Consider the following 21478-nt stretch of genomic DNA (forward strand, 5'->3'; position numbering starts at 1 on the left):
ATCTTTTTACATATACAATGCAGCGAGGAAAATCCCTAAAGCTTCGTCATAAATGTCATCAAACTGGCTGAGGGGGAGAGGATTTGTACCACTTCCCAGCTCAACGGTAAAGCCCGGTCTACGCCAATCTTGAATAAACCAGTCTTTATAGCCTGCATAGCTACCTGCAGATTGAATGGGCTCATAGCCACTAACTCTACTAAATTCATTCACAAGGACTTCGGATTCTGGGGGCTCAAGATTTTCAAAGCCCCAATAAATAACGCGACCTTGTGTATGAAATGCTAGAACTCTTAAAAAATCACGTTGCTTGGTCATGTTGGCCATTGCAATGGCTTCGGGTTCAGATAAAGGCCTTTCCCCACTATAATCTCTAGGGCCAGGTGATTTGGGATTGCGGGCACTTTCTAGCTCCCATTTTGCAGGAAATTGATCATTTAAATCGATCCCATGGATATTTGCTTTCCAACCAGAAAAATCGGAGCTCCCATTATTCCATGTAATCAATTGATTTTTTAATGCTTCATCACTTGGTGGGCCTAGTAATACTAAATCGACTCCATCAGGGTTCACCATGGGTACTATAGAAAGGGATGTTTGTTGATATAAAGAAAATGGAGAAATGCCACGAATACTACTTTGATTAGTGAGGGCGAGCAAATAGTCATTTAAAAATGTTAGAATAATAGGTGTAGTAATCCATTCATTCGCATGAAACGAGCCGTTATAATGAATACGTTTAGCTCCATTGCCAATTAAAAGCTCAGGGAGTTCTTTCCCTAAAACGGAGCTACCAATGCTTGTACTTTGGAGAAAAGGATATACGTTGAGCAGCTTTTTTATATCATTCATCATATGAGTGTACGTGTAATTTTGTTTACCTTCAACTAAGCGCCATGTAATGCGTTGAGGTATGTGAATGATCTGACCTATTTGTAAGTGATTGGGGTTGAGACCAGGATTAACGAGTAATATGGCGATGAGGGGCAGGTTTCGACTCTGTGCAATCTGCCAAAAAGAGTCCCCTTGTTTGATTTGATAGCTAATGTTTATAAAACCAGGAATACGAATGCGTTGTCCAACTCTTAAAAATTGGGGATTAATATTTTTATTGGAATCTAGAATTAGTTGAAGTGGTATGTTAAACACTTCACTAAAATGCCAAAGTGAATCTCCTGGCCTTACGATGATATCCACATGTATTCTCTCCTTAATTAGAATTCGTTCACTATATGATGTATATGAAAAAATTCTAGACTTATTAATATGAAATTGGCAAAGTTTCTTTATTGTGAATGTTAAAAGAAGAGATAATTAGTTATTTTTGCATGTATACTAGTAATAATAATAAAGTGAAAGAAAGGTAAAGGTAGGAAAACCAAATGTTAAATAAATTGAAATTGGGTATACGCTCCAAGATTACATTAGGTTATATCGTAATCATTCTTTGCTTACTTGCTGCCGTTGTCATATTAAATAATCAAATTACTTCTTTACAAAAAGAACGGAATTTTATTATTAAATACGATTCCAATGTTCAAACTTTAACCAATGAGATTGAAAAGTATGTATTAGATATGGAATCGAGTCAGCGAGGTTTCATCATTACAGGTGAACCAAGTTATCTAGAGCCCTATGATAATGCGGCTGAAAATTGGAAGTTAGATTTTAATAATCTCTATCAGCAAATGAAGGAAAAACCTTCTCAACAGGAAAAGTTAAAAGAGATAGAGGAAACGATTGAACATTGGATAAATACTTCAGGTAAGCCAACAATCCAATTGAAAAAGGATAATAATATAGAAGCGTTGAATGAATTTTTTAAAGTAGATAGTGGGCGCCAAGATATGGAGAAAATGCGCAAATTATTTGATTCCTTCCGCTCAACTGAAAATGCTTATACACAAGCAAAGGCAAGTCAATTAGACAAACAGAATAGTAAATTAACAAGTGGCTTATTTGGGATCTTAATTTTAGTTTCTGTCATTGCCATTGTGATAGCTAGTGGAATTTCACGTTCAATCGTGAGAACGATAACGGAAGTTACACAAACCATTAAAGAAATGGCTGCTACGAAAGGTGATTTCACGAGAAGAATCCATGTGAGCTCTAATGATGAAATAAATGATCTTGCTGAAGCAACAAATATACTGTTAGAGTCAGTAGAAAAGAGAGAATGGTTACAAAGTAATATTGCAGAAATCGTGACAAAATATCAAGGTGTTTCAGCAATTACAAAATTAGCTGAGATCTTCCTATCAGAAGTAGCACAGAAAACACAAGCCTCCCTTGGTGCATTCTATGTCAGAGAAGTAACAGAGGAACAAGTACATTTTGTGAAAAAGGCTGCTTTTGCTGATGGAGATGACCGTGTCGGTATTGAAAGCTTTAAAATGGGACAAGGATTAATCGGTCAATGCGCATTAGAAAAAAGGATATTATTTTATGATAATATTCCGCAAGACTATCGCTTAATTAGAACGGGTTTAGGTGAAGTAAGGCCGCAAAATATTTTATTGATCCCTATAATTTTTGAGAATGAAGTTATAGCAGTGGTAGAAATCGCAACAATGACTAAATTTAGTGAGTTGCAGCAAGAATTAGTGCAGCAAGTTACTGAAACATTTGGCTTAACAGTGAATAGTGTGTTAGGGCGTATGGAAATTGTTCGTCTATTAAATGAATCCAGAGCAATGACAGAAGAATTACAGGTTCAGTCAGAAGAGCTTCAGACACAATCTGAAGAGTTACAAATGCAAACAGAAGAGCTGACAATGATTAATGAGCAACTAGAAGAGCGCACGAAAGAGGCTGAATCTAAATCTAGAGAGTTGGAGAGGGCGAAGAAGGAATTAGAAGAAAGTGCAGAACAACTAATACTTAATTCTAATTATAAATCCGAGTTCTTAGCAAATATGTCACATGAATTAAGAACACCTTTAAATAGCATATTAATTTTATCGGAGATGCTAGCAGAAAATAGTCAACAAAACTTAACAGACGAGGAAACAGAGTTTGCTAAAGTGATTCATTCTTCTGGAGAAGATTTACTTGCTTTAATCAATGATATTTTAGATTTATCAAAAGTAGAGGCTGGGAAGCTTGATATCATTTTTAATGAAGTGAATATGAGTGAAGTACCAGTGCAAATTGAACATACCTTTGCACCTGTTGCAATGAAGAAAAATTTAGCATTCGATATTTCAAAGGCAGATCATGTTGTAGATGTATTCTATACGGATGAAAAGAGATTCCATCAAATCATAAAAAATTTATTATCAAATGCGTTTAAATTTACGGAACAAGGATCTGTATCATTAGCCATTAATCAGCTAACACCACAACAATTAACAAATAATATGCAAGACATAAGCACAGATTGGCTGGAAATTACCGTATCTGATACAGGGATAGGTATTCCAAAAGACAAGCATCAGCTAATTTTTGAATCATTCCAGCAAGCAGATGGTGCTACAGTTCGGAAATATGGTGGAACTGGGCTCGGTCTTTCAATTTGTAAGGAATTTGCTAAGCTGCTTGGTGGCTGGATTACGCTGCAAAGTGCAGAGGGACAAGGAAGTAGCTTTACGTTAACGATTCCAAGTTTACCAAATGGAATTGAAGAGGAACATTGCCAAAAGCTTGCTATGAACGAAGTTGCCGCTACGACGGTAGAAGAGGAACAAATAGAAGAACAACCACAAGAAATGGAGGAAGCTCTTCAACAAGAAGTAGAGGTCTTCCAAGGGAAAAATATTTTAATAGTAGATGATGATAACCGTAATATTTATGCGTTAAAAACTGCTCTAGAAAAAAGAGGTATGAACATTTTAGTGGCCAAAGACGGACTTGAATGTTTAGAGGTCATGCAAGCTAATGCTGAGATCGATCTTATTCTGATGGATATTATGATGCCTAATATGGATGGCTATGAAGCGATGACTATTATTCGTCAACAAATGAAACGCACAGATTTACCGATTATTGCGCTGACAGCAAAAGCTATGAAAAATGATCGCGATAAATCGTTACAGGCTGGTGCATCAGATTATATTAGTAAGCCATTAAATTTAGATCAATTAATATCGGTTTTAAGAGTATGGTTGGTTTCTAAAGGGAGTTAATGAACATGGAACAATTTCAGCCTTTGGAGCAAAATATACAATTAAATAAGCAAACAAATTTAGAAATTGATTTGTTACTAGAGGCTATTTATCGTTTATCTGGGTATGATTTTCGTCAATATAATCGCTCATCGATTTCGCGTAGAATTTTCAATAGGATGAGAATAAATAACATTCCAACGATTTCACGTATACAAGAAAAGGTCATTCATGATAAGGAATTTTTAGAGCAAATTTTGAATGACTTTTCGATAAATGTAACCGAAATGTTTCGTAACCCTAGTTTTTTTAAAGCCTTTCGTGAAAAAGTGATCCCCACTTTACGAGAGTACCCAGAAATAAGGATTTGGCATGCTGGTTGTGCGACAGGTGAGGAAGTATACTCTATGGCTATCTTGCTTCAAGAAGAGGGGCTAATCGATAGGGCAGTAATTTACGCAACAGACATGAATGAGCAAGTATTAGAAAAAGCAAAGAAAGGCGCTTTTCCTATTCATAAAATGCAGGCTTATACGAAAAACTATATGCTTGCTGGGGGTGTCCACGCTTTTTCGGAGTACTATAATACAGATTATCAATATGCCTACTTCCACCCAACATTATTGAAAAATATTATTTTTGCTCAACATAATTTAGTAACAGATCAATCATTCAATGAGTTTCATGTAGTCTTATGTCGAAATGTCCTTATTTATTTTTCACCTAAGCTACAGAGTCAAGTACATCAGTTGTTTTATGAAAGTCTAAGTGAGCAAGGTTTTCTATGCTTAGGGGATAAAGAAACATTGCGCTTTGATGAGGTTATTTCAAAATATAGTGAAATTGCTAGCAATGAAAGAATTTATCAAAAAATATATTAACGAGTAAGAGGCTATCCTAACATTGGATAGCCTCTCTTTGTTATTTATATAGAAGTGCTAGTTGCTTGAATCATTAATACACACATATCATCAGGTTGATTTTCTTGTTTATCCTTCGGTAATAAATTGTCAATCAGGCATTGTGAATAATCCCACTTGGAGGATGTTAGCGTTTGCAAATGCTTTTCTGATTCAATTTCACAGGGTCCCATTGCTTCTAATACGCCATCTGTAAATAGCACAATTTGAATATCCTGTTCATATTGAATACATTGCTTTTTAACTTTAATTTCATCGAAAAAGCCAACTGCACAGCTTCCTTGATTTAATGGAATACATGTTTTTTCGTCTATTAGTGCGTATCCAGGAGGATGACCAGCATTTATATATTCGACTGTTTTTTGCTCTGTATCAATTACTAAATATATGGCTGTAAAATAATAAAGATTATTGTCTTTTCCATCTTGCAACAGGGTCATATAACGATTCAGTTCTTTAATGACAAGTTCAGGCTCGTTTAATTGTTTAACAGCCTCTCTTAAAACAGAGGAGATAAACATACAAACAAGTGCTGCAGATATTCCATGACCCATCATATCCAAAAGTATAATGGCATAGCGATGATCATCTATTTTATACCAATAATACATATCACCCGCTAAATTTGAGGATGGTAAATAAGAAACTTCAATACGGATATCCTTCTCGTTTAATGGTGGGCTTAGTAGGCTTCGTTGTACATGAGTGGCTAAATCGAGTTCATATTGTATTTTCTTTTCATGCTGAGTGTGCCAATCTAATTCCGATTTTAAACGTAATGCAACTCGAATTCTTGCAAGCAGCTCCGTTTTATTAATTGGTTTTGTAATATAATCTACACCACCGATATCTAATGCTTCTGCTAGCTTGTTTTTATCTTCGAGCGCTGTGACAAATATAATTTGAATATCTTTCAAACTTTCATTTTGTTTAATACGTTTGCAGGCCTCAATACCATCTACTTCTGGCATCATAATATCTAACAATATTAAATCTACTGAATTTCCTGTTGGATTTGGTGCATCTAATTGTAAATAATCAAATAGCTCATAAGCAGATGAAAGAGAAACACAGTTATCATAACCTGCATTTTTTAGTATTTTTTCAATGACAAATAAATTGACTTGATTGTCATCTACTAGAAGAATGGTCATAGTTACTTCTCCTTACTCTGATTGAATTGTGCAGATTATTATTCATGTATATAAAATACTTTCAACTTTATCATTATACAAAACATCAGAGAATAAAGGTATTTTGGCGATCTGAATGTATAGTTTGCTAGAAAGTGAATGAAAGAGAGTTTACATTTTAGCTTTTCTAAATCCTTGATATATATCAAATGCATTTACTAATACAGCAGTAATCATACCGAGGAGTAAAATCTTATCTATAAAAAATGTTACCTTAGCTGAAGCTGTATCTGTGATAGTGGCTATATAGGGGATGGAGGCACTATGAATAAAATCTTGATGCATTGCCAGGGCAATAAATACAACGGTTCCTCCACCTTGAAGCAGTGCATTAGTTATAGCGATTGGCATTGTCCATTGACCTGAGCGCCATTTGACGAACGTTAAAACGACACTAAGAATAATACATAGGAAGACTATAGGGGCAAACGTTTGTAAAATATTTTGATTAAAGATCGGCATAACGAATTTCAAGCTACCGTTGTCGTTTGTTGTATAAATACCTAAAAGACGATAGGCATTCCAATAAACAAAAGCAAAAATAAAGATCCCTGAAAGACTAAAAATTGTATCGCTTAAAGTGATGACTTTGTCTTTAGGAATATTTTTTATTTTTACTAAATCATCAGGGGACCATTGTTTCGCGTTCAAAAAAGGCAGTTGAATTTTATTAGAACCAGATCGCTCAACGATGATAAAGACAACCGTGATCCAAAACAATACGTGAAAAAATACAGAAATCATGGCAACAATGATCATGGAAAATGTTGAAATAATTGTTGTGAGAAGTGCCTCTTCCCCTGCAAACAGCACTATTTTTTTAATTACTTGAATAATGATCGTCATGAACATTGCCCAAGGTATGACTAGTTTGATCGTTCCGATGTATTGGTCAAAAATATCTGGGCCAATTAAAAAACGGGGTGTATCCTGATAGCTTGCAGCAATTTTTACAGGGTTACCGAGTTTTTGGAGTACGGTTTTCACATCAGATTCTGAATATTGCTCAGGCAACATATTCTCTATAGTAGCCTTTAGATCAAGCAATATTTCTTCACGCCGCGTATTCTTATGTAGCTTTTTAGACACTTCGTGAAGATAAGAATCAATTAAAGTCATTCAAATTCCTCCTTTAATCATTTTCAATGCTCATGATTTATTGTGGTAATATATGTTATTATGGCATCTAAAAATTAATATGAAAAAATCAAGAACAACATGCAATTCTTTAAAAATGGAGGGGAAATGGTGAGAGTGATAGAGAAAATAGTAAAGGAACAAGACTTTGTATCCTTTGTAAATATCGTTGTAGGAGCCTATCCGGGAAGAATGGATGGAGCACAACCGACAAAAGAGCAGCTAAAGAATCTATTTATGTACAATCAGAGCAATGACGAGTCTCTTCATTATTATGGACTATGGGAAAATGACAAACTCATAGGTGGTATGCGACTACATGACTTTCAAATGAACCTATTCTCTAACATGCTACCAGTCGGTGGGGTAGGATTAGTTGCAGTGGATTTATTATATAAAAAAGAGAAGGTTGCAAAGGAATTAATCGAGCAATTTTTTAGTATTTTTCTAGAGAAGAATATTCACTTCGTGGCACTGTATCCATTTAGACCGGATTTTTATAAGAAAATGGGCTTTGGGTATGGACCAAAAATCTATCAATACTTAGTAGAGCCATTAAGCTTTCCTAAGGGACCTACGAAAAAGCACCTAAAATATTTAACCATTGAAGATCAGCAACAGCTAATAGATTGCTATAACAGAGTTGCAGCTAAAAAGCATGGGATGTTTCTTAAAACAACATCTGAGGTATCCTTTATTTTTAAAAACATTGAAAATTATGTGATTGCGATGGAACAGCAAGGTACTGTACAGGGCTATATAGTCTTTTCGTTTAAAAAGCAAAGTGACGATAATTTTATGCTGAACAATATGGTTATTAAAGAGTTCATCTATGAGACTCCACAAGCTTTATTAGAGCTTAGTACATTCTTAAACAGCCAGGCAGACCAGGTAAATAGGATTGAATGGAATACCCAAGAAGAAAATGTTCATTTCTTTCTAGGGGATGTTAGGAATGGTACAAATCAATTAATTCCAAGTGTCTATCATGCAAGTGCCATGTCAGGAGTTGGACTAATGTATCGTATTATTAATGTGAAGGGTTTTTTTGATGAGCTTAAGACGCGTAATTTTAACGGTGTCACCCTGACACTTAAATTGATCGTTATGGATTCCTTACTCGTTGAGAATAGCCAACAGCTCATTATTGAAGCCGTTAATGGTACCATTAACATTTTAGAAAGTGGTAGCTATGATGTTGAAGTAAGCATTGATGTAGCAGAGCTTTCTTCATTGATAATGGGTGTCGTAACAGTCCAAGAGCTCTTTATGCTTAGTCAAATAACGGTTAGCGATGAGCACTATTTACAGGTATTGCAGCAATTTTTCTTCGTCATTGAAAAGCCAACATGTTTATCGGCATTTTAAAAGACTCTCACGGTTTATTAATGTTCTTTTTCTATAAAAAGAGATGATCTCGAGGGTCTTTCAAGTGGTGTGATATTAATAATAAAGTAACTTATTATTAATATTAGAATAATTAAAGAATAAATTAACGTGTTCAAAGGATGATCGTGCTCTACAATAATTAAACGAATCATCGCTGTGATACCTATATATATAAAATAGCGGAGCGGGAAATGATAGTCCTCTTTAAAATATTTAATAATCATTGTGATGAACTCAAAATATAAAAAGAAAATAAGAATATTGGCAAGGAATTGTTTATAATCGCCGCCTTCATTGGCAAAAAGTAAAATTTTTAGAAATTCAATTAGCTCCTTAAAAAGTAAAAATGAAAGTATGAGAGCTAGTAATACAAGGCAGACATTGAGAAATAGCTGGAGAGATTTAGGCACAGCTTTAATGAGCCGTAAGTAAGTTGAGTTTTTTTGATTCATGTAATTCCTCCAATCGAATTCCTTATTAAACGTTTCTAAATAATGAGGGAGCAACACATCATTATATGGCTAAGCTTAGATGCATTATGATATGAATATAACAATTTATCGTTAATGTTTCCTTTTGGTTTTGTAAAGTTTTGGTATATTTTCATGAAAGAAAGTTTTCAAAATAATTTAGTGGTATGCTAAAATAGATGTGCATGAATATAAAATTTAAAAGGGGTTTTTAAAATGGCAAAAGCTGCAAAAACTGATGCGAAAATTACACCAGAACGTTTAGAAGAAGCGTTAAATGTTCGTGACCGTCTAATTATTGAACTACTAGTACAAGTACTTGATGAAAAGTTAGTAATTGAGCGTCCTGTATTACGTGAGCGTCTAGGTAACCTTGTAGATCTTGCTGATCATGATGCAGAACTTAAGGAAACAATCCACGCTGTTATTAACAAACTATAATAATAAAAAGAATGCTACGGACTATGCGTAGCATTCTTTTTTATAAATTCATGTAAAGCGTTCTACTAAGTCATGCATACGCTCGGCCTCTGTATGAAGTTCCATAGAGGAGTTCATGATAGAGGTTACTGCTGACTTTTGTTCGTCAATAGAAGCATTAATTTGCTCAGTAGCTGCTGCAGATTGAGTAGCTACACTGGCTATTTCATTAATAGCTTTCATCACAATAATCCGATTATCAGCCATTTCGTTCATCCCCTTATCGAGTGAGACAAGGTGCTCCGAAATGTCGCGGATGGAGTCTGCGAGGAAAGTAAAAGCCCCTTTAATTGACATCGCCTGACTTTGTGAAAGTTGCAGCGTGTGTATCATCTTTGCATCTGAATTAGCGGTATCAACTTCAATACGTTGCAATAAATTTCTAACACGATTAGTAGCTTCGTTGGTATCCTCAGATAAATTTCGTACTTCTTCAGCTACTACGGCAAAGCCTTTACCATGTTCACCTGCACGTGCAGCCTCAATACTAGCATTTAGTGCCAATAAATTTGTTTGCTCCGAAATAGATGTTATAGTTTGTACCACTTGATGAATCTCTTTCATTTGACTTGTCAAACTTGAAAAATTTGCCCTTAACTCCTCAATTACCTGTGTGAATTCACTTGAATTTTGCAGTAAGACATCAACCTTTTGCCTACCGTTATCTTGAGATTGATTAATTATACCCATATTTTCAGTAATCTCACTGTATTTCTCTGTAGCATTTGAAATGAGTGATGATAGTGTTTCAACTTTACTGATAGCCATTTCTGCTTCTTCAGCTTGCACAATAGCTCCCTTAGAAATAGCATTGATTGCTTGATGGATTTCATCTGCTGAAGCGGTAGTTTCCTCTGTAATGGCACTAAGCATTTCTGAAGAAACTCTTATGTGCGATGCACTATCCTTGGTGTTATTGACCATTTCGTGTAAGCTTTGTTTCATATTATTCACATTATTAGCCAGTATACCTAATTCATCTTTTGTAGTTACAGGTAAGTCATCCCCAGTTAGCTTACCTTTCGAAATATCCGATGTGATGATCATAATTTTGCGTATATAAGTGGTCATTTGACCAGAGAAGAACCAGAAAAGAGCTACACCGATTGCAGTTGCAAGTACTGTCAAACCGAGCGTGTAATATAAAACCTTGTTAATACCAGCATTAAAATCCATTTCGTATGTACCAGCCGCGATAATCCAGCCCCAATGCTTATCCATTTCTACATAAGTAATTTTGGGCGCAACAACTTCAGGATTGGAAGGGATTGCCCAATCATAACGTACATACCCTCCACCAGCTTTTGCAGCTTCAATCATTTCTCTTACAAAATAACGACCATCCTCTGTTTGTAAATCAGATATATCTTGTCCTTCTAGAGATGGATGTGTTTCGACCAGGCCATTATCCTGGAAGGTATAGAAGTAGAAGTTGTCTCCATATTTGACGGGATTATCAATAGAGCGTTTATTATCTTCAACTTTTTTACCAACAATCTGTGTTCTTGCACTTTCTTGGGCTTCTTCAAGAGTTAGCTTTCCATTCTGAACTTGGGCATCTAGCTGCTCAATTAAATTAAGTATACCTAGTGTGCCATTCTTAAGACTTTGCTGGCCTACTTGATCTAGTTCGCCTTTTACGACAATGTAATTGACCGTTCCAACTAGTCCTGTGGATATCAGAATAACGATAATGGCAAGACTAACAAGTTTATGACGTACTGTCTTCATAAGACAAAACCTCCGTTCCAACTTCTATATAGTTACATTATAATACAAAGTTTTCTAATTAAATAGAAAATTCTGATAATAAATATAAGTTTATAAAGAATTATAAAAGAGGTAAGGTTCATAAAAAACCCCAATTAAGATGTTTGCTCTTAATTGGGGTTACGATTTATTAGTATACTTTATCACCGTTGAAGATAGAGTTCTTCACGATCACATAATCAACATTTCGAATAGCTTCTAGTTTTGTACCACCAGCATAGGAAATAGATGATTGTAAGTCTTGTTGCATTTCAATTAAAGTATCTTTGATGCTTCCTTTATGCTCAACATACATTTTCTTACCTTCGACATTTTTACGTTCGCCTTTTTGGAATTCAGAAGCAGAGCCAAAGTATTCTTTCACTGTTTTACCATCGATTTCGATTGTTTCACCTGGTGATTCTTCATGACCAGCAAATAGTGAACCAATCATCACCATTGAAGCACCGAAGCGTACAGATTTAGCGATATCTCCGTGTGTACGAATACCACCGTCAGCAATAATTGGCTTAGTAGCAGCCTTTGCACACCAACGTAATGCAGCTAATTGCCAGCCCCCTGTACCAAAGCCTGTTTTGATTTTAGTAATACAAACTTTCCCTGGTCCAATTCCTACTTTCGTTGCGTCTGCTCCAGCATTTTCGAGTTCGCGTACTGCCTCAGGTGTTCCAACGTTACCAGCAATGACGAAGCTGCTTGGTAGGTGTTTCTTAATATGTTGAATCATACGAATAACAGCATTTGAATGACCATGTGCAATATCAATTGTAATAAAATCAGGTACTAATTGGGCAGCTGCTAATTCTTCAATAAAAGTATACTCTTCTTCTTTTACACCAACGCTTATGGAAGCGATTAAGCCATCACCTTGCATTTCTTGAATGAAGTTTTTACGTTTTTCTGGTTGGAAGCGATGCATGATATAAAAGTAACCGTTTTCAGCTAGCTTCTTAGCAAGACTTTCGTCGATAATTGTTTGCATATTTGCAGGTACTACAGGAAGTTTAAAAGTATGTCCTCCTAAAGTAACAGAAGTATCACATTCTGAACGACTTTCTACAATACATTTTGCGGGAATTAGTTGAATATCCTCATAGTCAAATACGTTATCCATTATATACACTCCTAAAATACGAATATTTTTAAAGATTTAATTTAAATTGTTCGCCATTTGGTAATTTACATGATTTTTGAGTAAATGTCAAAGCTTTTGTGAAAATAAATAAAAAATTTAAAATTAAATGTAGTAAAATTTTTGGGTAAATGAATTTTTCATTTATAATTTGTGTTCTGATTTGTAATCCATGTACAATAGAATTGTTTCAAAAAATGACAAGGGAGTGTTGGAAATGGCAGTAGAGGTATATTTAATTTTTAATGGGAATTGTCGAGAAGCTGTTACGTTTTATGAAGATGTTTTTAATACGGACAAGGCTGAAATTATGACGTTTGGAGATTCACCCCAAAATCCTGATTATCCCTTACCAGAGGAAGCGAAGGATCTTGTTATGCATACAAGACTTTCTGTATTTGGTAGTAGAATTATGTTCTCAGATACATTTCCGGGCTCACCGTTCTCAGTTGGGAATAATGTCACGCTAGCGATTGTTTCCGATGATGAAGAACAAATGCGAAAAGCGTTTGACAAGCTTAAAGATGGTGGAAAAGTGACAATGGAGTTACAAGAAACTTTTTGGAGTAAATGTTACGGCTCGCTTACTGATAAATTCGGCGTTGAATGGCAATTTAGCCATGAGGTAAATGAATAAATAGCGCAATTAAAAGCACGATGATCCTGGGTTTTACCCAACGATCATCGTGCTGTTTCATTAGTAATTAAAACGATTTACATAGCCCTGTAATTCATCAGCCATATCGAGTAACGTTTTAGCTGAAGAAGCAATCTCCTGCATGGAAGATAATGTTTGCTCCGTTGATGCTGCCACTTCTTCAGAGGCAGCAGCATTAAGTTTTGCATGGTCTGACAGTTCAATCGCTGTTGCTGACACTTCTTCCACCACCGCAGACATCTCCTGTGCTGATGCAGAAATATCCTCCATTTTCGGTGCCATCTCTCGAAGACTTTCAATGATACTTGTAAATTTCTTTTTTGTATCCTTGGATAACTGTAGACCTTCTTGGACATCTGAGGAAGCTTTCATCATTGTTTGAACAGATTTAGCCGTATCCTGTTGAATACCTGTAATAAGCGCAGAAATTTGTTCCGCTGATTGATGGGATTGCTCTGCTAATTTTCGAACTTCATCTGCCACGACTGCAAAGCCTTTGCCGTGTTCTCCTGCTCGTGCTGCTTCAATAGCAGCATTTAGAGCTAGTAAATTGGTTTGGTCAGAAATAGCACTGATCATTTCTAAAATTGAACCGATTTCTTTAGTGCGGTCATAAAGAGTTTTAATCATTCTATCCGATTGTGTAACAGATTCATGAATATAATTCATTTGTTGTACAGTTTGTTCGACAGATTGGCCTCCTTCTTCAGCTAGTTGAATGGCTTGACTGGATAGGTCTGAAACTTGGAGTGCGCTATCAGCAACTTCGACAACCCCTTTAGCAATTTCCTCAACTGAAATAGCGTTTTGGTCAATGCTGGTTGTTTGCTTCTCAGTACTCATAGCAACCTGTTGCATAGCTTCTGTTACCTGTTCCGATGCTGCAATATTTTGCTCAGCATTTGCAGAAAGACTTTGGGCAGAATTTTGAACCTGTTGTGAGCTTTGGTCAACATTACGAATTAGCTTTTTTAGGCTAACTTTCATCGAGACAAATGCTTCACCGAGTTGTCCTATTTCATCTTTAGAATGAATGTCAATAAACTCTGTTAAATCACCATCACTAATTTTTAAGGCACTTTGTTTAAGTTTATTAATCGGGTTGACAACCGATTTAATCATGAAGAGCATAAACAAAACGCCAACTAAAATTGAAACTACAATAATGATTAAGTTAATCTTCAATGTGGAGGTAGCAGCCTTTGCAGCCTCTGCAGTAAACATTGTACCAATTACCTTCCAACCAGTTAGTTCATTGGTCATAAACTGCATATGACGGTCCTTTTCAACAATAGATCCGCTTTCTTGTTCATAAATTTTTGTAATATAGCTTTCTGCTGCCTCGGTACCACTTTCTTTATCTGGCTGGGCAATATAAATTTTATTGTTATCTAAAAGGGAAGCAAAGCCAGTCTCTCCAATGCGAATATTATTCGTTATGTCACTTAGTGTCGAAATATTTAAATCTAGTCCTAATACGCCAGAGCCATCTGGTAATGCTTGAGTGATTGTAATAACGATGTCACCTGTAGATTGGGTTACATATGGAGCTGTAATAGAAACCCCGCCATTACTATCTAAAGCCTGTGTATACCAAGGCCGTGTACGTGGATCAAAGCCATCAGGATAGTCTTGAGCAGGCTCGTCCAATAGTTTGCCATCAGAAGTACCAATATAAATCAATTCTACTTCAGGGTGCATATTAACGTATTCATTTAGTAATGATTTAAGTTTTGGAACATTTTCATCTTGAAAGAAGGATTTATTAAATTTCTTTGAAAAATATTGTACATCCTCTAATTTTGGTTTAATCATGTTCGTAATGTTGGTATTAAGAATACGTACACTTTCAGTTGCACTTGCTTGTTGTTCTTCTGAAATCTGCTTTTCAGCACTTTGGTAGGAAACAATTCCAATTAACAGTGTTGGGATGAGAAGCATTGCTAAAAACGAGAAAATAAGCTTTTTTCTTAAACTTAGTTGTTTCACTTGTATTATCCTCACATAATTTTTTTGTTCTATACTTTTCCCTAGAAGGTAAATAATTCTCATTCTATCAGAAAAAAAAGAAAAGTTAAGTACTTTAGATTAATTATTTGTGAGTAATATATATGACTATCAATTATTCGAAATTTCTCAAAATTAAATATTGTTAGAAGCTATATAAAGGTCAAAATTGATGTATACTAATCTCAAAAGAGGAGGGAGGAATATCATGATTCATCAAATTGGACAGGTAATGCTCTATGTTAATGATCAAGATGTAGCGGTAAAGTTTTGGACTGAAAAAGTAGGATTTGTTGTCGTTGCTCAACAGGAAGAAGCTGGGATGCGCTGGATAGAAATTGCCCCAACGAAGGAAGCTCAAACATCCTTTGTATTGCACAATAAAGAAATTATCGCTAAAATGCAGCCAGAACTAAATTTAGGAACACCTTCCATTATGTTTTACGCCGATAAAATTGAAGAAATGTACCAAGACTTTCAAGCAAAGGGCATTAAGGTAGGGGATCTAGTAATGATGCCAATGGGTAGAGTTTTTAATTTTGCAGACCCTGAAAATAACTATTTTGCTTTAGTTGAAAAACAAGTATAAATACCAATATCTGCTCGTTTTTGTTAGATTATTGCATTAAAACGAGCAGATTTACTTTTTATCTTATTTAATAGAGATAGTCTCTATGATAAATCCTCTCCAAAAATAGATACTGTTTGTCGGTCTATTATAAATTCACGACCATTCCATTTTAAAATATTTTCTACATAACCTAATCCGTCAGCATGATATCTACCGGCAATTTCTTGATATCCTAAAATTTCATATGTCCCATCTCGATCATAATCAACGGGATATAGTCCACTAAAAGGATCTACCCAGCCTTCAATTGGTTGCTTTAAAGTGCCATCTGGATTATAGATTTCTGCTAAGTAGTCTGTACCCTTATACTGTAAATCGATGGTGTATCGTTTAGCAGGATTCGAACTTTGAACAACAGCCTTGTAGTGATCAACATAACGGACACTATATTTTAGTTTGTTATTGAAAGACTCTGCATCAAAAATAGAAAGTATTTGGTTGTTGATCGAGGCAAATATCTCGCCATTAATTATACCTCCACTACCTCCTGTATCGGAGATTACAAAAATATCCTCAATATGATTACCAGTAAAATCGCCTAAGAAAAGGGTTGGGTTATAGCCTATATTTTGTTTCAGTGGAATTTGTTCCATTTGTCTTGTTTGACCATAAAAAATAGCGAGTGTTATATCTTTCCATAAGGGACTATCAGGCTGTTTAGTGCCCATTAAAAAAATGGTTTCAAAAAAGCCATCACCATTAATATCACCAAACTTAGTTTGAATTACTTGTGGAGCGAAATAGGATAAGGTGCCACCATTTTGTGGCGAAGTGAAGTTGTTCGTCATGTATACACCTCTTTCATTAGTCTTAGCATATGTTGTAAACAAAGCTTGGTGCATAAATAAAAGGGTAAAGTTGAATCATTTTAATTCATATTAAACTAACAAAAAAACTTGTATATTACCCATTGACATTTTTAAATGTGAAAAGTATTATAAGTGTCAACGAATCTGAAAATTCAGTACCTAATAGCATCTCCCTACAATAAGTAGGCAGAGATTTTTTTTCACTAATAATTCTTAGTAAATTTATATGATTTATATTAATTGAACGGAATACTCCTCCTCTAGAGAGGAAGATGATTCATTTCACTGGGTGCTCAATCAAGTAAACCCTTCGGAAGTATCGGATTTGAAGGGGAGCTTTTCGAGCAAGCCCCAAAAAAATCTAGATACAAATATGCCGAGGTGTAATTGATATATTGTGGGAAGAAGGAGATATACTTGAAAAATTTATTTGTAAAAACAGAGCGACAACGATTTTGGTTAGAGCAACTCGCAGCTATTGCAGAGCCGATCAAGTCCAAGGCTGTTGAGGTGGATGAACAATCTCGTTTCCCTTTCGAGGCGTATCGATTACTTTTGCAAATGGGCTACCCGCAGCTTACTTTACCGAAGCAATATGGCGGAGAAGGTCTATCAGTCTATGATATGGTGCTTGTGCAAGAAACGTTAGCAAGCTATGACGAAAACGCATCTCTATCCCTTGGGTGGACATTAGGCGTTGTCGGTGAAATATATGAAACGAAGTTATGGACTGAGAATTTATTAACAGCGTTTGCTGAAGAAATAAAGGGAGGTGCCATCATTAATAGAGCTGTTAGTGAGGCAGCAACGGGAAGTCCAACGCGTGGTGGTCGACCTGGAACAACCGCTGTTTCTACAAAAGATGGCTGGCTATTAAATGGACGCAAGATCTTTACGACTGCATCTCCAGTACTCGATTATTTTCTAACTTCAGCTTGGATTGAAGAAAAGCAACAAATTGGGTTTTTCCTCATTCATAAAGATTCGAAAGGGTTATCCATTGAAGAAAATTGGGAAATGTCTGCAATGCGAGGCACAAGTAGCCATGATCTTGTGTTAAAAGATGTCGTTGTAGCAAAGGAGCATTTAGTTGAGTTACCAAGTCATCCTAGTGGCGGTAAGATAAACGGCTGGATACTCCATATTCCAGCTACCTATTTAGGTATTGCACAAGCTGCCCGTGATTATGCCATTCATTTTGCTAATCATCATCAGCCCAATAGCTTGAATGCTCCGATTAGTACGTTACCAAATGTACAACAGCTTTTAGGAGATATTGAATTAAAGCTCCATCAAGCACGCTTTGTCCTGTATGGGGTGGCTGAAGCCTACGATGATCCAGCTAGACGCGGACTTATCACAAATGAAATGGCTGTGGCTAAACATACAGTTACAAATCTGGCTATTGAAATAGTGGATAAGGCAATGCGAGTAGTTGGAGCAAAAAGCTTACAGCTGACAAATCCATTACAACGCTACTATCGCAACGTTCGTGCAGGACTTCATAATCCGCCAATGGATGATATGACGATTATTAAATTAGCGACTGCTGCAATCGAACAAAAGAAGCTATCTGAAAGTTAATGAAAATTTACATGAGGAATAAGGAGAAATGACATATGAAGAAAAATAAAATTTTTCAACTTGCTGCGGTTGGTTTGGCTTCTATAGCACTTTTAACAGCTTGTAATTCTGGAGAATCAGCTGAAAAGGATTCAGGCGATGGTGATAAGGTTCGTACGGTTAAGGTTGCCTATGATCAAGCATCAAAGCCGATTAGTTATATTGACGATAATGGGAATCCTACAGGTTATGATGTAGAAGTAATGAAATTAGTAGATGAATTATTGCCGGACTATCAATTCGAATATGTAGGCACAACGAGTGATGATTTATTGATTGGTGTAGAGCAAGGGAAATATCAAGTAGGGGTGAAAAATGCCTTCTTTACGCAAGAGCGAACAGAGAAATTTATTTTCCCGAAGGAGTTTTTAGGGTTAAGTAGTGCAGGTCTAGTTTTACGTAAAGAGGATGAAGGTGTGAAAACATTAGCTGATTTTGCGAAAAAGGGCTATTCGTTAGCACCGATTGCTGCTAATAACGCTCAATATACAATTATTGATGAATACAATACGGCAAACCCTGATAATAAAGTTAAGCTTGAGGCTGGCGATGCATTTACAGTTGATGTTGTGCAGTGGGTAAATGAAGGCCGTGTTGATGGTGGTGTCATGATTGAGGGACCATTTAAACAACAGGTTCTTGCCGAAGATGGCCCTTATTATAACTTAAAAGATGAGGTTGTTTATAACGAATTTGCTGTCATTAAAACATGGCCATTGTTCAATAAAAAGGAACAAGAATTCGCTGATGCTTATGATAAAGCGATAGCACAAATTAAGGAACAAAAGAAAACAAATGAATTAAGCACTAAGTTCTATGGCCGTGATTTATTTGAAGTATTAGAAAATGTTAATCGTTAGTTGAAAAAATAACGAATTTATAAGGCTGTTGAGTCAGTGACACTCAGCAGTCTTTATTCATAAAAACAAAAGTTGGTGAGGAAATGGATAAATATTTTGACGCAACATATATTTGGAACGCAATCCCTGTGTTAGTACCCTTTTTAAAAATTACGTTCCTAGTTGCAGGGTCCTCTATTATTTTAGGTACACTGTTTGGCTTATTGTTAGCGGCAGCTAAACTATCTTCCTTGAAATGGTTACAAAAAATCGCAAACTTGTATACAACAATTATGCGTTGTACGCCCTCTATTGTTTTATTATTTCTTGTTTATTATGGTGTCCCAGCATTAGCTGAAAATGTCGGTCTCAATCTCCATTCAATTGAGACGGCTATTTTCGTAGTCGTAACTTTCACCCTGCAGTTTGCAGCAATTATGTCTGAGGTAATACGATCCGCTTATTTAGCAATTCCCAAAGGACAGTTTGAAGCAGCTGTTAGTGTTGGGCTAACACCATTCCAGGCCTACCGTCGAATCATTTTCCCGCAGGCACTTGTAGTTGCTCTGCCGAACTTTGGGAATGGCATGATCGCTTTATTACAGGAAGGTGCACTAGCTTATACAATTGGTTTAATTGATATTGTCGGTAAGGCAAATTTAATTATCGCAAGTAATATCAATGCACATGCATTAGAAATTTATATTGCATTAGCCATTATTTATTGGGTGTTATCAATTATTATAGAAAAAATATTTGCTATATTAGAAAAGGTATTTGGCAAGGGTAAGAAGACCTTAGAAACAACGTAAGGAGGCATAACTGTGAATTATCAATTTTTACTTGAAACATTTTTTGTTGCATTATCTGGTGTTCCTATCGCTCTCCTTGTGACAGTTGTTGCTTTGTTGATAGCTCTACCACTTGGTTTTTTACTGGCACTTACGAGGATTAATAAAATTCCAGTTATCCACCATCTAGCGAAAATTTATGTTTCTTTCGTACGAGGGACGCCGATCATTATACAAATCTTTATTATATATAGTAGTATCCCGTTAATGTTAAAAGTTATTTTTGAAAAGTATCATATAGAATATGATATTTATAAAATCAATCCAATTTGGTATGCATTTATTGTTTTCGCGTTCAGTTCAACGGCAATTTTAATAGAGGTATTTCGTTCTGCATTAAGTACAATTGAAAAAGGGCAATTAGAGGCAGCGCATTCAGTAGGTTTAACAACATTCCAAGCATATACTCGAATCATCATTCCGCAAGCTTTAGTAGTTGCATTGCCGAATATTTGCACAGCTACCGTTAATCTTATTAAGGCTACCTCCCTAGGCTACGCAATGTCCCTTCCTGAAATTACATTGAAGGCAAAAGTGGCAGCAAACGTTGGCTATAATTACGTAGAAGCCTATTTGGATATCTTTATCGTGTACTTAATTTTATGTAGTACAGTCGAATACTTGTTTAAGCGCTATGAAAAGTATTTAAGCAAATACAAAGCGGCACATGCCTAAGGGGTGAATAATTATGTTAGAAATTAAAAATATTCATAAGTCATTTGGAGGCAATGAAATTTTAAAAGGTGTTGATTTAGCTATTGATAAAGGGGATGTTGTTGTTATTTTAGGTCCTAGTGGCTCAGGGAAAACAACATTATTACGCTGCATCAATTTTTTAGAAAAGGCAGATCAAGGCTATGCGACATTTGGAGATATCGAAGTTGATTTTCAACATGTAAAGAAAAAAGACGTACATGCAATTCGTCAGCGCGTCGCATTTGTCTTCCAAAATTATAATCTGTTCACAAATAAAACGGCATTAGAAAATGTTACCGAAGGGTTAATCGTTGGACGTAAGATCCCGAAGGCTCAGGCTGTGGAAATTGGCAAAAAGGCACTAGACAAAGTAGGCTTATCTGAAAAATACAACGCCTATCCTAGTCAGTTATCTGGCGGTCAGCAACAGCGTGTAGGCATTGCACGAGCAGTAGCATTGAATCCTGATATTATTTTATTTGATGAGCCAACATCTGCACTTGATCCCGAATTAGTAGGAGAAGTATTGCAAGTCATGAAAAATATTGCGGCTGAGGGTACTACAATGCTTGTGGTCACACATGAAATGGGCTTTGCCAAAGATGTCGCCAATCGCGTGATTTTCATGGATGGAGGCGTTGTTGTTGAAGAGGGTAGTCCCCATAATATATTCGTAAGCCCAAAAGAGGAGCGCACAAAGAAATTTTTAAAACGTGTCATTCCAGAAGACTATACGTTCTATATATAAAATAAACAGGAGAGTCTGTAAA

General features: G+C 35.8%; 19 protein-coding genes. 11 read left to right on the forward strand and 8 right to left on the reverse strand.

Going from position 1 to position 21478, the window contains the following annotated elements; translation table 11 throughout:
• Positions 1 to 6 precede the first annotated feature (6 nt).
• On the reverse strand, positions 7 to 1197 hold the full coding sequence (locus tag SJW71_RS01030; RefSeq protein ID WP_431811666.1) for a M14 family metallopeptidase: 1191 nt from the start codon (positions 1195 to 1197) through the stop codon (positions 7 to 9).
• 185 nt (positions 1198 to 1382) lie between these two features.
• Between SJW71_RS01030 and SJW71_RS01035 the strand changes: the two genes are divergently transcribed.
• Together SJW71_RS01035 and SJW71_RS01040 are read left to right on the forward strand one after the other, a co-directional pair.
• Positions 1383 to 4124 (forward strand): ATP-binding protein, encoded by a 2742-nt coding sequence (locus SJW71_RS01035; RefSeq protein WP_322605778.1) that lies wholly within the window; start codon positions 1383 to 1385, stop codon positions 4122 to 4124.
• Positions 4125 to 4129: 5 nt separating this feature from the next.
• The gene (locus tag SJW71_RS01040) at positions 4130 to 4984 is read left to right on the forward strand and encodes a CheR family methyltransferase (protein ID WP_274795029.1); all 855 of its coding nucleotides are present in this window, start codon (positions 4130 to 4132) and stop codon (positions 4982 to 4984) included.
• A gap of 44 nt (positions 4985 to 5028) precedes the next feature.
• On the opposite strand, the gene SJW71_RS01045 is transcribed toward SJW71_RS01040, so the two are convergent.
• Together SJW71_RS01045 and SJW71_RS01050 are read right to left on the reverse strand one after the other, a co-directional pair.
• Positions 5029 to 6177, reverse strand: a complete 1149-nt coding sequence (locus tag SJW71_RS01045) for a fused response regulator/phosphatase (protein ID WP_274795028.1) — start codon at positions 6175 to 6177, stop codon at positions 5029 to 5031.
• 150 nt (positions 6178 to 6327) lie between these two features.
• Complete coding sequence (locus SJW71_RS01050; RefSeq protein ID WP_274795027.1) at positions 6328 to 7335, reverse strand: HAAS signaling domain-containing protein; 1008 nt, start codon at positions 7333 to 7335, stop codon at positions 6328 to 6330.
• Between the two features lie 126 nt (positions 7336 to 7461).
• Here SJW71_RS01050 and SJW71_RS01055 point away from each other — a divergent pair, with 126 nt between their 5' ends.
• Positions 7462 to 8721 carry a GNAT family N-acetyltransferase gene (locus tag SJW71_RS01055; protein ID WP_322611873.1) on the forward strand — a complete coding sequence of 420 codons (1260 nt, stop codon included), beginning with the start codon at positions 7462 to 7464 and terminating at the stop codon, positions 8719 to 8721.
• Positions 8722 to 8738: 17 nt separating this feature from the next.
• Here the strand turns inward: SJW71_RS01055 and psiE are convergent, their stop codons facing one another.
• Positions 8739 to 9194, reverse strand: coding sequence for a phosphate-starvation-inducible protein PsiE (gene psiE / locus SJW71_RS01060; protein WP_322611872.1), 456 nt, complete (start codon positions 9192 to 9194; stop codon positions 8739 to 8741).
• 234 nt (positions 9195 to 9428) lie between these two features.
• Between psiE and SJW71_RS01065 the strand changes: the two genes are divergently transcribed.
• On the forward strand, positions 9429 to 9653 hold the full coding sequence (locus tag SJW71_RS01065; RefSeq protein WP_004233486.1) for a hypothetical protein: 225 nt from the start codon (positions 9429 to 9431) through the stop codon (positions 9651 to 9653).
• A gap of 48 nt (positions 9654 to 9701) precedes the next feature.
• On the opposite strand, the gene SJW71_RS01070 is transcribed toward SJW71_RS01065, so the two are convergent.
• Both SJW71_RS01070 and guaC read right to left on the reverse strand, forming a co-directional pair.
• Complete coding sequence (locus SJW71_RS01070) at positions 9702 to 11423, reverse strand: methyl-accepting chemotaxis protein (protein ID WP_431811667.1); 1722 nt, start codon at positions 11421 to 11423, stop codon at positions 9702 to 9704.
• 169 nt (positions 11424 to 11592) lie between these two features.
• Positions 11593 to 12576: a GMP reductase gene (gene guaC, locus SJW71_RS01075; protein WP_274795023.1), complete on the reverse strand. Its 984-nt coding sequence runs from the start codon at positions 12574 to 12576 to the stop codon at positions 11593 to 11595.
• Positions 12577 to 12811: 235 nt separating this feature from the next.
• On the opposite strand from guaC, the gene SJW71_RS01080 reads away from it, so the two are divergent.
• Positions 12812 to 13231 carry a VOC family protein gene (locus SJW71_RS01080; protein ID WP_274795022.1) on the forward strand — a complete coding sequence of 140 codons (420 nt, stop codon included), beginning with the start codon at positions 12812 to 12814 and terminating at the stop codon, positions 13229 to 13231.
• Between the two features lie 60 nt (positions 13232 to 13291).
• On the opposite strand, the gene SJW71_RS01085 is transcribed toward SJW71_RS01080, so the two are convergent.
• Positions 13292 to 15241 (reverse strand): methyl-accepting chemotaxis protein, encoded by a 1950-nt coding sequence (locus tag SJW71_RS01085; RefSeq protein WP_312506385.1) that lies wholly within the window; start codon positions 15239 to 15241, stop codon positions 13292 to 13294.
• Between the two features lie 226 nt (positions 15242 to 15467).
• On the opposite strand from SJW71_RS01085, the gene SJW71_RS01090 reads away from it, so the two are divergent.
• Positions 15468 to 15848: a VOC family protein gene (locus SJW71_RS01090; RefSeq protein WP_313471400.1), complete on the forward strand. Its 381-nt coding sequence runs from the start codon at positions 15468 to 15470 to the stop codon at positions 15846 to 15848.
• Positions 15849 to 15931: 83 nt separating this feature from the next.
• Here SJW71_RS01090 and SJW71_RS01095 read toward each other — a convergent pair whose 3' ends face one another.
• Positions 15932 to 16678: a hypothetical protein gene (locus tag SJW71_RS01095; protein WP_313471401.1), complete on the reverse strand. Its 747-nt coding sequence runs from the start codon at positions 16676 to 16678 to the stop codon at positions 15932 to 15934.
• A 438-nt stretch (positions 16679 to 17116) separates the two neighbouring features.
• Here SJW71_RS01095 and SJW71_RS01100 point away from each other — a divergent pair, with 438 nt between their 5' ends.
• The 5 genes from SJW71_RS01100 (at position 17117) to SJW71_RS01120 (ending at position 21456) form a co-directional block, all read left to right on the forward strand.
• Positions 17117 to 18283 carry an acyl-CoA dehydrogenase family protein gene (locus SJW71_RS01100; protein ID WP_431811668.1) on the forward strand — a complete coding sequence of 389 codons (1167 nt, stop codon included), beginning with the start codon at positions 17117 to 17119 and terminating at the stop codon, positions 18281 to 18283.
• Positions 18284 to 18318: 35 nt separating this feature from the next.
• Complete coding sequence (locus SJW71_RS01105; protein ID WP_274795017.1) at positions 18319 to 19182, forward strand: transporter substrate-binding domain-containing protein; 864 nt, start codon at positions 18319 to 18321, stop codon at positions 19180 to 19182.
• Between the two features lie 83 nt (positions 19183 to 19265).
• Complete coding sequence (locus tag SJW71_RS01110) at positions 19266 to 19973, forward strand: amino acid ABC transporter permease (protein ID WP_274795016.1); 708 nt, start codon at positions 19266 to 19268, stop codon at positions 19971 to 19973.
• A gap of 12 nt (positions 19974 to 19985) precedes the next feature.
• A complete protein-coding gene (locus SJW71_RS01115; RefSeq protein ID WP_274795015.1) occupies positions 19986 to 20687 on the forward strand; it encodes an amino acid ABC transporter permease in 702 nt (233 codons plus the stop codon).
• Between the two features lie 13 nt (positions 20688 to 20700).
• Positions 20701 to 21456, forward strand: a complete 756-nt coding sequence (locus SJW71_RS01120) for an amino acid ABC transporter ATP-binding protein (RefSeq protein WP_274795013.1) — start codon at positions 20701 to 20703, stop codon at positions 21454 to 21456.
• The last annotated feature ends 22 nt before the right edge of the window (positions 21457 to 21478 follow it).

The organism is Lysinibacillus sp. FW12 (genome assembly GCF_050817245.1).
Classification (GTDB): Bacteria; Bacillota; Bacilli; order Bacillales_A; family Planococcaceae; genus Lysinibacillus; species Lysinibacillus irui.

What these genes read in the sequence shown, in the direction of transcription:
- psiE (WP_322611872.1), bottom strand. Translation starts at nt 9,194, where the DNA reads ATGAATCAAAAAAACTCAACTTACTTACGGCTCATTAAAGCTGTGCCT.
- SJW71_RS01050 (WP_274795027.1), bottom strand. Translation starts at nt 7,335, where the DNA reads ATGACTTTAATTGATTCTTATCTTCACGAAGTGTCTAAAAAGCTACAT.
- SJW71_RS01070 (WP_431811667.1), bottom strand. Translation starts at nt 11,423, where the DNA reads ATGAAGACAGTACGTCATAAACTTGTTAGTCTTGCCATTATCGTTATT.
- SJW71_RS01105 (WP_274795017.1), top strand. Translation starts at nt 18,319, where the DNA reads ATGAAGAAAAATAAAATTTTTCAACTTGCTGCGGTTGGTTTGGCTTCT.
- guaC (WP_274795023.1), bottom strand. Translation starts at nt 12,576, where the DNA reads ATGGATAACGTATTTGACTATGAGGATATTCAACTAATTCCCGCAAAA.
- SJW71_RS01095 (WP_313471401.1), bottom strand. Translation starts at nt 16,678, where the DNA reads ATGACGAACAACTTCACTTCGCCACAAAATGGTGGCACCTTATCCTAT.
- SJW71_RS01080 (WP_274795022.1), top strand. Translation starts at nt 12,812, where the DNA reads ATGGCAGTAGAGGTATATTTAATTTTTAATGGGAATTGTCGAGAAGCT.
- SJW71_RS01110 (WP_274795016.1), top strand. Translation starts at nt 19,266, where the DNA reads ATGGATAAATATTTTGACGCAACATATATTTGGAACGCAATCCCTGTG.
- SJW71_RS01090 (WP_313471400.1), top strand. Translation starts at nt 15,468, where the DNA reads ATGATTCATCAAATTGGACAGGTAATGCTCTATGTTAATGATCAAGAT.
- SJW71_RS01065 (WP_004233486.1), top strand. Translation starts at nt 9,429, where the DNA reads ATGGCAAAAGCTGCAAAAACTGATGCGAAAATTACACCAGAACGTTTA.
- SJW71_RS01035 (WP_322605778.1), top strand. Translation starts at nt 1,383, where the DNA reads ATGTTAAATAAATTGAAATTGGGTATACGCTCCAAGATTACATTAGGT.
- SJW71_RS01045 (WP_274795028.1), bottom strand. Translation starts at nt 6,177, where the DNA reads ATGACCATTCTTCTAGTAGATGACAATCAAGTCAATTTATTTGTCATT.
- SJW71_RS01120 (WP_274795013.1), top strand. Translation starts at nt 20,701, where the DNA reads ATGTTAGAAATTAAAAATATTCATAAGTCATTTGGAGGCAATGAAATT.
- SJW71_RS01040 (WP_274795029.1), top strand. Translation starts at nt 4,130, where the DNA reads ATGGAACAATTTCAGCCTTTGGAGCAAAATATACAATTAAATAAGCAA.
- SJW71_RS01055 (WP_322611873.1), top strand. Translation starts at nt 7,462, where the DNA reads ATGGTGAGAGTGATAGAGAAAATAGTAAAGGAACAAGACTTTGTATCC.